At 37.2% G+C, this 12,923-nt stretch carries 12 protein-coding genes; 9 read left to right on the top strand and 3 right to left on the bottom strand.

Annotation, left to right across the window (positions count from 1 at the left end):
* Nucleotides 1-336: 336 nt before the first annotated feature.
* The 4 genes from IW15_RS12495 to IW15_RS12480 are packed head-to-tail and all read left to right on the top strand — an operon-like array spanning nucleotide 337 to nucleotide 3,193.
* The gene (locus IW15_RS12495; RefSeq protein ID WP_034711655.1) at nucleotides 337-531 is read left to right on the top strand and encodes a hypothetical protein; all 195 of its coding nucleotides are present in this window, start codon (nucleotides 337-339) and stop codon (nucleotides 529-531) included.
* The gene (locus IW15_RS12490) at nucleotides 531-1,433 is read left to right on the top strand and encodes a hypothetical protein (protein WP_034711653.1); all 903 of its coding nucleotides are present in this window, start codon (nucleotides 531-533) and stop codon (nucleotides 1,431-1,433) included. Before IW15_RS12495 ends, IW15_RS12490 begins: the two co-directional genes overlap by 1 nt.
* A 10-nt stretch (nucleotides 1,434-1,443) precedes the next feature.
* On the top strand, nucleotides 1,444-2,277 hold the full coding sequence (locus tag IW15_RS12485) for a hypothetical protein (RefSeq protein ID WP_034711651.1): 834 nt from the start codon (nucleotides 1,444-1,446) through the stop codon (nucleotides 2,275-2,277).
* Between the two features lie 10 nt (nucleotides 2,278-2,287).
* Nucleotides 2,288-3,193 (top strand): hypothetical protein, encoded by a 906-nt coding sequence (locus tag IW15_RS12480; RefSeq protein ID WP_034711648.1) that lies wholly within the window; start codon nucleotides 2,288-2,290, stop codon nucleotides 3,191-3,193.
* A 164-nt stretch (nucleotides 3,194-3,357) separates the two neighbouring features.
* Here the strand turns inward: IW15_RS12480 and IW15_RS12475 are convergent, their stop codons facing one another.
* Nucleotides 3,358-4,392 (bottom strand): terpene synthase family protein, encoded by a 1,035-nt coding sequence (locus tag IW15_RS12475; RefSeq protein ID WP_034711647.1) that lies wholly within the window; start codon nucleotides 4,390-4,392, stop codon nucleotides 3,358-3,360.
* A 151-nt stretch (nucleotides 4,393-4,543) separates the two neighbouring features.
* Nucleotides 4,544-5,560 (bottom strand): terpene synthase family protein, encoded by a 1,017-nt coding sequence (locus IW15_RS12470; RefSeq protein WP_034711644.1) that lies wholly within the window; start codon nucleotides 5,558-5,560, stop codon nucleotides 4,544-4,546.
* Nucleotides 5,561-6,014: 454 nt separating this feature from the next.
* On the opposite strand from IW15_RS12470, the gene IW15_RS12465 reads away from it, so the two are divergent.
* Complete coding sequence (locus tag IW15_RS12465) at nucleotides 6,015-6,356, top strand: helix-turn-helix domain-containing protein (RefSeq protein WP_034711642.1); 342 nt, start codon at nucleotides 6,015-6,017, stop codon at nucleotides 6,354-6,356.
* Between the two features lie 129 nt (nucleotides 6,357-6,485).
* Here IW15_RS12465 and IW15_RS22045 read toward each other — a convergent pair whose 3' ends face one another.
* Complete coding sequence (locus IW15_RS22045) at nucleotides 6,486-8,087, bottom strand: tetratricopeptide repeat protein (RefSeq protein WP_051881995.1); 1,602 nt, start codon at nucleotides 8,085-8,087, stop codon at nucleotides 6,486-6,488.
* Nucleotides 8,088-8,513: 426 nt separating this feature from the next.
* Here IW15_RS22045 and IW15_RS12455 point away from each other — a divergent pair, with 426 nt between their 5' ends.
* The 4 genes from IW15_RS12455 to pgl all read left to right on the top strand — a co-directional run bounded on the left by IW15_RS12455 (nucleotide 8,514) and on the right by pgl (nucleotide 12,878).
* Entirely contained in the window at nucleotides 8,514-8,957 is a 444-nt protein-coding gene (locus tag IW15_RS12455) for a helix-turn-helix domain-containing protein (protein ID WP_034711641.1), read from the top strand.
* Between the two features lie 264 nt (nucleotides 8,958-9,221).
* Entirely contained in the window at nucleotides 9,222-10,640 is a 1,419-nt protein-coding gene (gene gndA, locus IW15_RS12450; RefSeq protein WP_034711639.1) for an NADP-dependent phosphogluconate dehydrogenase, read from the top strand.
* A gap of 11 nt (nucleotides 10,641-10,651) precedes the next feature.
* A complete protein-coding gene (zwf, locus tag IW15_RS12445) occupies nucleotides 10,652-12,133 on the top strand; it encodes a glucose-6-phosphate dehydrogenase (RefSeq protein ID WP_034711637.1) in 1,482 nt (493 codons plus the stop codon).
* Nucleotides 12,134-12,161: 28 nt separating this feature from the next.
* Complete coding sequence (gene pgl / locus IW15_RS12440; RefSeq protein ID WP_034711635.1) at nucleotides 12,162-12,878, top strand: 6-phosphogluconolactonase; 717 nt, start codon at nucleotides 12,162-12,164, stop codon at nucleotides 12,876-12,878.
* The last annotated feature ends 45 nt before the right edge of the window (nucleotides 12,879-12,923 follow it).

Genomic DNA, 12,923 nt, shown 5'->3' with positions numbered 1-12,923 from the left:
AAAATATTGGTTTTAATTCAATGATGATGTCTATATCTTAGAAAAAACAAAACAGCAATGATCGAAAAAAATATTTTATTATGGAATAATGGTAGAATGATGCGCCCAAATAGGGATTCGTATAAATTCCATGGATTTTCAACAATACCAAAACTCAATCTGAATGTAACACAGCGCTGCGATTTACAACAATATCAGCCTGGTTCCTACAGATCCATCAAAGGGAAATAAGCCTATTATAAACACTTCAACTTAAAAAACAACGACATTCAATAGATTATCAATCTTTTGGATGCGCTGTTTGACCTTATATAAAACGCAATTAAATATAAATAAATGAAAAAAAAGATGCAATCGCTGCTGCTGTCAGGTTTATCGTTAATTTCTGCCAGTTTAAAAATCAAAAAGAGAAATCCTGAAAGAATCCGTACCGGAGTAGGAACAGCTTTCCATTTACACCCTCATCATAGAGTACAATTCTCTCTTGAATCCAGAATATTGACCATAATCTACAATTTAAATTTCCTATAATGATGAATAAACACACAAAAAAATTATTACTCCTATTAGCCCTCAATGGGTATATAGGTACCGCATATGCCCAAACTGGGATTGGTACTCCAAATCCACAAGGAGCCTTACATGTAGATGGCGCTAAAGATAATGCTGCTACAGGAGCGCCCACGGCAGTACAGGTTGCCAATGACGTGATTGTTAGCAAAACAACTGGTTTTATTGGAGTAGGAGTTCTCAATCCACAGGTAAAACTCGATATGAGATCGGTAAGTACCGAAAACGCCTTAGGGTTAGGAACTACGACAATGACAGCTGCTGCTGCTGGAGCGGGAGCTGTACGATATGATGTCGCTAATACACCAGTTGGTGCAAAAATTGAAGTTTCAGATGGTTCCGTATGGAGCAAAGCGTATGTTGCCCCACAAAAAGCAGTGGTCGTTGTACGTAAAATTTCAAGTCAGTCAATACCACAAAATACAGCGACTACCATTGTGAACTGGAGTGTAGTGCGTGACATGAGCAACAGTTTTACTGCCAGTACAGGTGAATTTACCGCCCCTCGTGATGGGACGTATACTTTTTTATTAACCTTTAATTTTAATGGTGCGGTTATCGCTGATGGAACCAGGGTTGAATCACAGTTCTATAATACTGTGACCAGTACCGTTTTGGCCAGCGTTTATAAAACATTTGGTCAGTCAATGACCGGAACCTCTGATGATGCTGGTTCTACGCGGTCAACACAGGCCGGAGGTTCAAGTACCGTTACTCTTACCTTAACTGCCGGGACCAAAGTAGTAGCAAGGCTGTACCAAAACCTTATTGCAGGTGCTGTTGCATTAAGAGTTACCACTGACGCTTCAGATCCTACAAACCCGGATGATGGGTTTAATAATTTAACCATTATAGAACACTAAAACATAGATCATGATAAAGAATTTTAACAGTATATATAAACTCCTGCCTGGTATTTTAGTTTTTTCTGCAAGTACTGCAGCAGCACAAATAGGTTTTTTTACTCCAAATCCTGTACATCCCCTTCAGATAGATGCGGCAAAGGATAACGGAGCAGCTCCGGATGCTGCAAAGCTCTCTAATGATGTATTGGCAACGTCTGACGGTAAACTGGGTGTCGGGATTTTAAATCCTGTCACGAAAGTAGATCTTCGTTCCTCGGATAATAAAGGGCTTGTGGGTCTTGGGACCAGTACCCAAACGCCTGCTGTGGCGGGTGCCGGTGCCATACGGTATAATGTGGGTGGATTTTTAGAATATTCTGATGGCGAACAATGGATTGCTTTGCCGCTGGCACCTCCCACCAAGGCACTTGTAAATGCAAGTAACAGCACTTCCCAAAACATAACAACCGGCACTTCTACCTATATCACCGGTTGGACAGAAACCGTGGATGTAGGCAATAATTTTAATAATAATGACACTTTTACAGCACCACGTGACGGATTCTACCTGGTATCTTTCAGTATTACTTTAGCCAGTGGTAATATCCCTAAAAACACCTTTATAGAAACGGCTATAGAAAGCAGCCAGGTGACGGACAATATTCCAATCTATAAAACGGTTAATTCCTATCCAGCATTTCAGGTTGGTGCTGTAAGCAACTATATCAGTGGAAATTGTAATGCAATTTTTAACCTTAAAAAAGATGACACTATAAAATTTAGTGTAAAACATAATATAGGAAGTACAAGAAGTATTTTAAATGACGGGAAACTAAATAATTTAAGCATTAGCGAATTGTAAAAACATAACAATGATGATAAGACACAATACAGTAAAAAAATGGGCAGGTACTTTTATACCTATGTTATTTATAGTTACACAGGTTAATGCTCAAATTGGTTTGGGGGTACAGAGTCCTGTAAATCCCGTTGAAATTAAAACGGATGCCGGTAATGTAATTGTTGACAATACAGGAAAAGTAGGCGTATTGGTTGCCAGTCCCAAAGTAGCAGTAGATTTGCGAAGCGGCACCAATGGTTCTATGGCACTTGGGAATACAGATAAAACGGCCGATCAGGCTGGAGCAGGAGCATTACGGTACGTGGCAAGTCCGGCAATTGGGGTAAAAGGATATCTGGAATTTTCCGATGGTACCAACTGGATCAGTTTTTACCCAAAAGGAAAACCGCGTATTCTGGTTATGGCGAAAAAAACGACACAAGATACCTATCTATTTGAAAGTACAGTACCGTCGGAAATCGGGCCTAAATCAGGAATTGTTCAGCGTAGATCATCGTATTTAACTAATTGGACAGAAGTATTTGATTCTGACTCGGGAGTTCCAACCACTAATTTCACGCCGGCTACAGGTGAATTTATAGCACCGCGAGCTGGGGTATATTTTGCAACGTTTACTTTTGCATTGCAGGCAAGCCAGGTAAATACAGGCGGAAATAACCAGACAGAAGCTATCTGGGAAGTGAGAAACCCGGCAGGTACGATTACTCAAAGGGTAAAAACAAATAACGGATATGCATCAGATACCGGAGGAAATACAGTTCCTGTGGGTTCAGCCTGTACGGTAAGTGTTTACTTGAATAAAGGAGATAAATTAAGACCTTTCACCTGGATTACAGTAGGATTTGACGGTACAGTAAGTTTGTTTGATGTTTCAGGAAGCGGAGTTTACAATGCACTTACTATTGTCGAGCAATAAGATATATTCAACATTACATTATTTTGTAAAGTAACCGTTGTTGAACCTTTATTAAATACTGAAGTGTAGCATTAATTGAAAATAATAAAAGCCTTTAAATATTTAAAGGCTTTTATATTTACTGTCACCTGACAAGGAATTTTCCAGGGTTACAGATCACACATTTATAAATCTTGTTCTTTGACAAAAATGCTGTGTGGAATAACAATATCATCTCCTTCTCTGGCATACTTAGGAACAATGAATGCTTTAGACTCATATCTTTTAGTCCCGGAATTATAATACCAGTTTGCACAACCACTGATCTGCAGTTTAATGTGGTACACATGGTTATAAGCTGCCTCTTGAAATTCTCCAAAATCAGGAAGAGATTGATGCAGATCATCCAGCTCCTGGCAGTATTCATCATGCAGCCTCATGGCTTCTGTACAGGCTTCCTGATAAGAAAGTTTATACTGATTTCTCAGGATGAAAATAATATTCAGGCTTTCATTTTCTATTTCGAGCTCTTTGATCAAAGAAGCGAAATCATTCTGAATCACAATGACTAAGGACAGCAGCTCTCTGCAACGCTGTATCACGGGATGGTTATAAATATGAACAGGTAGAGCAAAATTAACGGCAGGATCTATCAGATCCCCATACGGCCACATTCCGATTGAATATTTCCGGAAACTAAAGTAGTGGGCAAGTAAAGGATACGTTCGCTTTTCCGCCTGTTTGAAAGGTATTTCTTCCATCATACCGTACATGATGAATTCATAAAAATTAATCGCAACACGGTCTATCCAAAAACGGGGCATAAATGTCTCCCATTCTTTTCTTGCCTGTGCCATCTGTCGCAGAATACCGATTTCGTCTTCACGGGGATCTTCGCCCATCATTACTTCATAGACACGGTTTGCGATGGTTTCCAGCTCTTTTGCCGGGGTCATTCCGAAAAAATCATCAAAAATCGTGATGTAGATCATCAGCCGGGCACAAGGACGCATGCGTTCCATGCTGTCGCAGGTTGGATTCATATACGTGGCAACTCGCGATAAAAATTGGGGCTTACATCTTTTTATTCCTTCCTCAGAAATAAAAGTATAATCATTATCATACCATACTTTTTCTTCATCATCAAAAGAATTGGCGATAGGGCTGTTAATGGTTACCCAGGGATAACGGCATTGTGGAAGTATAAGTTCTTCTCTCATGGATTGGTTTTCTTTTAATTATTGTATTGTTGGAAATTTCCGGACAGGAATGGATGGCTTAAACAAGTCTCTTCAAATCATCTCTGCAAAGGGAACTTCCGGTAGTTTTGTTATGTATACGTTTGAAAATGCACTATTCTTGTTGAAGTGCTTAGCGCACCTGTTTCAGTTTATCTTTTAATTCCGCCGCTCCGGGAAATTCATCCTTGGTATATCGGTCTAGTTTTGTAGATATATTCTTCCATCCGCTCAGTACCATGCTCATATAATGGACCCAGTTTACCACGGCATCCTGCCATATTCCAAAATCGGGAAGAGAAGACTGTAGCTCTACGAATTCTTTCAGATCTTCATTATGAAGTCTGAGGTCTTCAAGACAGGCTTCTTTCAGGGACATCTGGCGTTCGTGTTGGATAACCTTTACAATATTGTAATAAATACTGTCGGTAGCTTCGTCTTTCAGTACCGACTGTACTTCATTGAAAAAAGTCACCAGGTGGCAGGCCAGTGTTTGCAGGCGGATAATTACCGGATTTTCATGGATTTCCTGTGGGAGGATTATCCCGGTTTCCAGTTCTGTAAGCTGGAGGAAAGGGTAGAGGCAGATAGAGTTTTCACGCAGCGCAATACATTCCGTTATACTGGGATATGATTTGTTTTTCTTGTATTTTAACTCCATTTCCAAACCTTTAAAATACCTGCTGATCATTTGTGTAAAGCGGGAAACAGATTCCTGTGGAATAAACTCCAATAGTTCCAGTCTCAAGGTGGACAGCATAGATCCTAAAGGAATTCCGGAATCCTCAGCACTGATCTCGCCGTTGAGTATGGCGATAGATTGGGCATGTACATATCCGATATCATTCGGATCGCTTTCTTCATAAAGATCATCGTTGTATAAGGTCCATAGCATCAGTCTGCAGATGGGTTTAAACCTTTCCGGGGGTGCAGTCGGGAACCATTGCGCGGCAATATGCGCTGTTTTGGTTTTTTTGTACTTCTTCCGAAGATCAGGATTCTGCTCGTAAAGCCATAAATATTCCCCGTCGATCCAAAACTTTTCAGTAAGCTCCTGAAGCTGTTCGGCATGGGGATTTTTTAATGTGGGAAACGGGTACCTGAACTGTTTACGCAGAAGTTCAAGGGTGTTGAAACTTTCAGTGTTCATTTTGTAAAGTTTTTAGGTGTTTTAGTTTTGATCTAATATATACTTATATTTTATTATGACGAAATATTATATCACATAATAATGATATTTAACATTTAAATATTATTATATGTTAGTATTAATCAGTGTTTTAAAAAGGTTAAAACGTTTGAATCTTACTGTGAAATTCAAAATGTCTCTGTATTTTTTTAATATTTCACACCCTTTTTTTTTGCCGTTTTTAACACAAGAAACCATCAGAATTAAAAATTGAAGTAAAAAAAATAAAAAGCGAAATGAGTACATATTATTTCCATAGGACAGAAAATTATACTAATAAGCAGCCTTTTATTTACTGTGAAATATTCTGAATTTATTACAAGATACATTATGAGCAGACCTATTAAATCTATAATGTTACAATACATTTTAGATTATTCTAAACGTATAATTGTAAACAACTTTATTAAGCATAATGAATATAAAACATGATGGAAAAACAGTGCCGGATTATAAAAAAATTTATGGCGATCTGATTAATGAAAAATATCCTGAAAAAAAGGAAGAATATAAGTCCATTTCGTCCAAGCAAAACTTTTCAATATTAGACGTCATTGCATGTAATGAAATCCTTTTTACAAAAGAAGATAAAAATACTTTCAACTTTAATCAAAAGCACCGGACATACGACCGGCAGACAATACTAAAGATATTAGATTATCAAAAAAAGCATCGGTGTAATAACAGCCAACTGGCCAGACATTTCAAGCTCAGCAGAAATACGGTAGCAAAATGGAAAAGAAATTTCCAGGTATAAACATCCTGTGTAGTAAAAATTTTGAGCTTTCGAAATTATGCCAAAAACAGTTATGTTTTAATACAACAGTATTTTAGATAATATTGAAAATTATTCACTCTGCAGCAGATGATGTAAGAAACCTGATTTTTATATGATTTCTTGTTTTTTATCGTCTTTTTTCAGTTGATTGATAAAGTAAGAAGGGGTAACTCCGGTTTCTTTTTTGAAGATCACCGCAAATACTTCTCTGGAAGAAAATCCGCAGGCTTCTGCCAGATAACTTATCTTGTATTCCCTGAAAATAGGAGTGTCGTATAATTTATTGATAATGTACTGTATACGAAGCCCGTTAAGATAATTATTGAAATTTTTGTCTTTATGCTGCTTGATGATTTCCGAAAGATACCTGGGATTCGTGTTCAGGGAATTTGACAAAGCGGTTAGGCTCATATCTTTTTTCAAAAATTTCTCAGACTTTTCGAATCTGGAAAGTTTATGCAAAAGGGAAGTGGTGGTATCCTGAGAGATTGTAATGTTGCTTTCATTGATTTTATCCTCTGTTTTTACTAAAACGGGCTGAGGTAGAACTGTTTGTGCTTCATTCTTAAGATGGTCAATAATGATTTCATATCTTTTATGAAGCTTATTCTGATTTCTTTTCCATAAAAACCATCCACCGAGTAAAAGAGAAATAATTATTGCTGATGTGGTGATTAATATTTCTTTGATAGTATTGGAATGTAGTTCACCCTGTTTTTCCATCATATTCTCTACGGGGGTGTTGATGGTTTTTTTCTCTGCATTCACAAGACTGTCATTCAGCTTAGTATAAAGGTTCATGTATTTCTTGGACTGCTCCTTATCCCCAAGCTCTACAAAAGATTTAAAGTATACCTCATAAATATCCCTGCGGATATAGGGAAGACGGACACTTTTTTCCAGATTTTCAGCCTGTTCTGCATAATAGGTTGCTTTTTCATAGTGCTTCTGATCATGATACAGCCATGCAAATTCATTAAGGGTAGTTATTTCGAGATCTTTATTAATGAGATATTTTTTATTCCGGGAAATTTCCAGCGCTTTTGAAAAATACGTTTCTGCATCTTTTATATGCTGTGTGGCAACGCTTGTTTTGCCTAAATTAATGTAAGACAGGGCAAGGGTATAATATTTTTTATTCAAAAACTCTTTACTATCATCCATTACAATAGCCGCTCCTAAACATTTTTTCTGGTACTGGATCACAGAATCTATCGGAGCATTGATATGAGCGAAATAACTTGCCAGACCGGTATATATTAAGGCTTTTTGATAGTTTCTGGAATTTTTAGAAGGTATTTTTTCTGCTATCTTTAAAGCTTCTTGAAATTCTTTAAAACTCTGATCATTAAAACCCAGCTCTGTATAGGAAGCAGCTCTGAGTCTGTAGGTATTGGATAATACCGTATTGTCATTTGCTTCAGCTGCTAATTGTTCAGCGTCTTTGCTGAGGTCTATCACTTTCTTAAAATTTCCTGCTTCAAAATATTTAGCCATCAATATAGTGGCGCTTTCCAGCATACCTTTTTTATAGCCCGTATTTTTAGAAATACTGTAGATAGTTTGGGAAAGTTCTATGGCTTTATTAGGTTCGGATACCGACAGTAGTTTTGCTTTTTCTATTTGACTATCAATCTCTGAGGGAGAATGCAATTGCGCATCGGTGAAACCGAATATCAGGTACAGAAAGAAGAGGATATTTCTTTTCATTGCAAGTGTTTTTTTGAGCGTGCAAAGTAAGCGTTAATTTAAGCATTTATACTTGAATAGGGTGTAGTTTTTTCGGAATTTATCATAGGTAGTAATCTATTTAATATATTGATAAGTAATGAGTTATTAATATTTCATTGAATTAAAAAAAGGAAGGTATAAAAGATGGAATATATCAGTTTGTATTCTGAAATCATCACATCATTTGTTTTTACATACCCCAATAAACCCATAATGGTGTACCGATATTTTAGGATATGTTTTTTAGAGGATTGATAGAATACTTCTAAAAACACAAGTTATGGAAGCAATATTTTGGTCGGAATTCCTGATCCCCTCAGTTGGGAGTTTTGACCACATTGCTTTTAGTGATCATTACTTTCTGTTTTATTTTTAATCAGACTAAAAATTATTTAAAACACAAATATGGATTTAAAAAATATCAATATCGGGCTGTCGATACAAGAAGGTATTGCCGAAAAAGAAATTGAAATGGAGCGTATCTGCAAGTTTTTAAACTGCTCCGAAGAAGAGGTTTTGCAGATGTATGCATCCGCTGATCTGAATACGGAAGTTTTGCTGCGCTGGTCTAAACTTCTGGAATATGATTTTTTCAGACTTTATTCCCAACATTTGATTCTTTACTCCCCATCCTCCTCAAGGAATTATGTTGTAGCAACAGAGAAAAAAGAAAACTCTTTCTTACCCCAGTTCCGTAAAAACATTTATACAAAAGAAATTATTGAATTTATAATAGGGAAATTTCTAAAAGGCGAAATGACCAAAGCACAAATTACAAAAGAATATAGAATACCTAAAACTACCCTTTATAAATGGCTGCACAAGTATAAGGAGATTAATAACGACTGATGATCTGAATGGTCTTTAAGATTAACAATATATAAGTGTTATTTAATAATCACTCCATTTATTTTTATACTTTTCCAGTTTCCTTCAGTGCCTTGTCCTTTATAAAATATCGATCAGAAATATCGGAAAAAAAAGTCTCTTACTATTAGCGTGGAAATGAGCGATATGTGAATGTGGATTTTTTTTTACAGCCATTTATTTTTTTCCTCCTGAGCATTTCCGTAAATTTATTCTCTGTATAACAGAATTTATATTACTAAGTAAATGGAAAGATATGATTACGGGATGATTGGCCTCGGAGTAATGGGGCGAAATCTTCTTTACAATATTGCCGACAACGGTTTTTCAATCGCAGGATTTGACCTTGACGAAAATAAAATAAAAGAATTACAGGACGGCGCTACTGCAGCAATGAAGGTAAAAGGTACAGGAACTCTGGAAGACTTTGTATCCGCATTGGAAACTCCAAGAAAAATTATTCTTATGGTTCCTGCAGGAAAACCTGTAGATGCTGTACTGGAAAGCATTACACCGCTTTTAACTAAAGGCGATATCGTGATTGATGCAGGAAATTCTTATTTCAAAGATACCAACAGACGTATTGCTGATTTAGCCTCAAAAAATCTTCATTTCATGGGGATGGGAGTATCTGGAGGTGAGCAGGGGGCAAGAAGAGGACCTAGTATTATGCCTGGAGGCGATCTGGAAGCGTTCCATCTTATTAAACCGATGCTGGAAGCCATTTCTGCAAAAGTAAATAATGAAGCCTGTACCGCTTATATGGGGAAAGATTCAGCAGGAAACTACGTGAAAATGGTACACAACGGAATTGAATATGCCATTATGCAGCTCATCAGCGAAGCCTACGATTTACTGAAAAGAGGCGCTAATCTAAATAATGATCAGCTATACGAAGTTTTCAAAGAATGGAATAACGGCGAAATGAATTCATTCTTAATAGAGATCACAAGAGATATTTTCCAACAAAAAGATTCTTTAACCGATGGGTATCTTGTGGATCAGATTTTAGATAAAGCAGGAGCAAAAGGAACCGGAAAATGGACGTCTGAGCAAGCCATGGAAATTGGTGTTTCGATCCCGACCATCGATATTGCCGTTACTTCAAGAATTTTATCAGCATATAAAGAAGAAAGAGTTCAGGCTTCCCAACTCTATGCTGAGAAAGAAATGACAAACCCTGAAAATACAGAGGCTTTCATTAAGGAAGTGGGAGATGCTTTATATCTTGCTACATTAATCAGCTATGCACAAGGATTGGCGCTGCTGGTAAAAGCATCTGAAGAATATAATTTTCAGATTCCGCTAAAGGATGTTGTGAAAATCTGGCGAGGAGGATGTATCATCCGTTCCGTATTGCTTGAAAAATTCTATGCTGCCTATAGCAAAGATCAGAATCTGTCTAATATTTTATTGGACACTGATATTTCCGTAATCGTGAAAGAAAAAATCAAGTCATTACGAAAAACAGCTGCTTTTGCTGCTTCCAACGGTATTTCAAGTTTAGGAATTCAGACTGCTTTAGGATATTTCGATGCCTATACAACAGAATCACTGCCTGTAAATCTTATCCAGGCTCAGCGTGACTATTTTGGAGCTCATACGTATCAGAGAATCGACAGAGAAGGTATTTTCCATACTTCTTGGCAAAGTGAAAATCTATAAAATTCGGAAAAATGAATGAAAATAAAGTCTTGAAGCCAACTACAATTATAATTTTTGGTGCTACAGGAGATTTGGCAAAAAGAAAACTTTTTCCGGCGTTTTATAATTTATATATCGATGGCAGGATGCCCAAAGGGTTTAATATCCTTGCACTGGGAAGAGCAGATAATACCAATGAGTATTTTAAAAATTACATTAAAAAAAATCTTGAAAATTTCTCAAGAAAAAAGATCACTTCAGAAGATTGGGCAGGCTTTCAGGCTCATATTACCTATTTTCAGCATCAGCTGGATGAAGAAAGTTCTTACAAAAATCTGCATCAGAAACTGGAGGATTTTGATACCGTTTACGGAACAAGAGGGAACAGATTATTTTATTTGTCCATCGGACCGGATTTCGTTTCCATTATTTCCAACCATATCAAAAATACAGCGTTAGCTTCAGATGCTAAAAAAGACCGTATTATTATTGAAAAACCCTTTGGTCATGATAAACAGTCGGCAATAGAATTGAATAGTTTACTTGCTGAAACCTTCGAAGAAGAGCAGATTTACCGTATTGATCATTACCTTGGAAAGGAAACCGTGCAGAACATATTGGCATTCAGATTTGGAAACTCTATTTTTGAACCTTTATGGGACCGAAAGCATATCGAATCGGTGCAGATTACCGTTGCTGAGGAAGTTGGCGTTGAAACAAGAGGAGCATTCTACGAGAAGACGGGAGCGCTGAAGGATATGATTCAAAATCATTTACTGCAGATTCTTTGTATGGTTGCCATGGAGCCGCCTGCTTCACTGGAATCGGGTGAGATCAGAGACCGAAAAGTGGATGTCCTTAAATCAATTCGCAGAATTTCAGCAGATCAGGTGGATCACTATGCTGTAAGAGGACAGTACGGAAAAGGCAATATCAATGGAGTAGAGGCTAAAGGCTATCGTCAGGAGGACGGGATTGCTTCAGATTCCAATACAGAAACTTTTGCTGCCGTGAAATTCTATCTGGATAATGAAAGATGGCAGGATGTTCCTTTCTACGTTCGTACCGGAAAGAAGATGAAGGAAAAGCATTCCTATATTACCATTCAGTTTAAACCGCTTCCGCATTCCACATTTTCAGAAAGTTCACAGCTTTTATCAGCTAACAGGCTTATCATTAATATTCAGCCGCTGATGGATATCAGATTGCAGTTTATGGCCAAAAAACCAGGTCTTTCATTGGTTCTGAAACCGGTGGAAATGATTTTTGATAATTTTGCCTGCCAGGAAGATACCCCCGAAGCATATGAAACCTTATTGCTGGACGCACTTATAGGAGATCTTACGTTATTCATGCGTTCCGATCAGGTAGAAGAAGCCTGGGACGTGGTGAAAACCATACAGGAAGCCTGGGAAGATAATAAAGATTCTTCTTTTCCCAATTACGAAGCGGGAAGCTGGGGGCCAAAAGAGAGTATTGCATTGGTTGAAAGACAAGGCAATACCTGGGTATAAAATGGTATCAATTTAAATAAAAGAAAAAATGAGTATTACCGTATTTGATAATTTAGATACATTATATAAAAAAGCAGCGGATACCTTCGTTGATCTTTCCAAAAAAGCTATTTTGAAACATAACCGTTTTGTGGTAGCATTAAGCGGAGGTTCTTCTCCTAAGGCGATTTTTAATTTGCTGGCTACCCAGGAATATGCCGGAAAAATTGAATGGAATAAGATATACTTTTTTTGGGTTGATGAAAGATGGGTGGCTTTAGATGACGAGAAAAGTAATGCTAAAATGACGTTTGAAGCACTTTTCGATAAAGTTCCTGTGAATAAAGAGCACATTTTCCCAATGTATAAAGAGGGGATTTCTCCTGAAGAATATGCTAAAGAATATGAGCAGGAGATTAAAAATATTCTGGGAAATGAAGGTGTTTTTGATTTTATTCTTCTAGGAATGGGCGATGACGGTCATACGGCTTCACTATTTCCGGGAGAAAATGTTTTAGACGAACATGAAAAATGGGTGGATGCTTATTATCTGAAACCTCAGGAAATGTTCAGGATCACTTTGACGGCACCAATAATTAATAAGGCAGATAATATACTGGTTGTTGCATTCGGTGAATCCAAAAAACATGCATTGAATGAAGTATTAAACGGAGAATACAATCCTAAGTTATATCCACTGCAGCTTATTGACAGAAAAGAAGGTTTTCAGTTTTTCACGGATGAAAAAGCAAGAGGCGCTGTATAGTTTAAAAAATATTATTTTAAATAAATATCAACTAAAAGAGGAAAT

The organism is Chryseobacterium soli, from assembly GCF_000737705.1.
Lineage (GTDB): Bacteria > Bacteroidota > Bacteroidia > Flavobacteriales > Weeksellaceae > Chryseobacterium > Chryseobacterium soli.
This window is presented reverse-complemented; position numbering and strand designations above follow the sequence as displayed.

Excerpts from the sequence above, each read along its gene's own strand:
- IW15_RS12495 (WP_034711655.1), top strand. The coding sequence starts at position 337 with ATGAAAAAAAAGATGCAATCGCTGCTGCTGTCAGGTTTATCGTTAATT.
- IW15_RS12490 (WP_034711653.1), top strand. The coding sequence starts at position 531 with ATGATGAATAAACACACAAAAAAATTATTACTCCTATTAGCCCTCAAT.
- IW15_RS12485 (WP_034711651.1), top strand. The coding sequence starts at position 1,444 with ATGATAAAGAATTTTAACAGTATATATAAACTCCTGCCTGGTATTTTA.
- IW15_RS12480 (WP_034711648.1), top strand. The coding sequence starts at position 2,288 with ATGATGATAAGACACAATACAGTAAAAAAATGGGCAGGTACTTTTATA.
- IW15_RS12475 (WP_034711647.1), bottom strand. The coding sequence starts at position 4,392 with ATGAGAGAAGAACTTATACTTCCACAATGCCGTTATCCCTGGGTAACC.
- IW15_RS12470 (WP_034711644.1), bottom strand. The coding sequence starts at position 5,560 with ATGAACACTGAAAGTTTCAACACCCTTGAACTTCTGCGTAAACAGTTC.
- IW15_RS12465 (WP_034711642.1), top strand. The coding sequence starts at position 6,015 with ATGAATATAAAACATGATGGAAAAACAGTGCCGGATTATAAAAAAATT.
- IW15_RS22045 (WP_051881995.1), bottom strand. The coding sequence starts at position 8,087 with ATGAAAAGAAATATCCTCTTCTTTCTGTACCTGATATTCGGTTTCACC.
- IW15_RS12455 (WP_034711641.1), top strand. The coding sequence starts at position 8,514 with ATGGATTTAAAAAATATCAATATCGGGCTGTCGATACAAGAAGGTATT.
- gndA (WP_034711639.1), top strand. The coding sequence starts at position 9,222 with ATGGAAAGATATGATTACGGGATGATTGGCCTCGGAGTAATGGGGCGA.
- zwf (WP_034711637.1), top strand. The coding sequence starts at position 10,652 with ATGAATGAAAATAAAGTCTTGAAGCCAACTACAATTATAATTTTTGGT.
- pgl (WP_034711635.1), top strand. The coding sequence starts at position 12,162 with ATGAGTATTACCGTATTTGATAATTTAGATACATTATATAAAAAAGCA.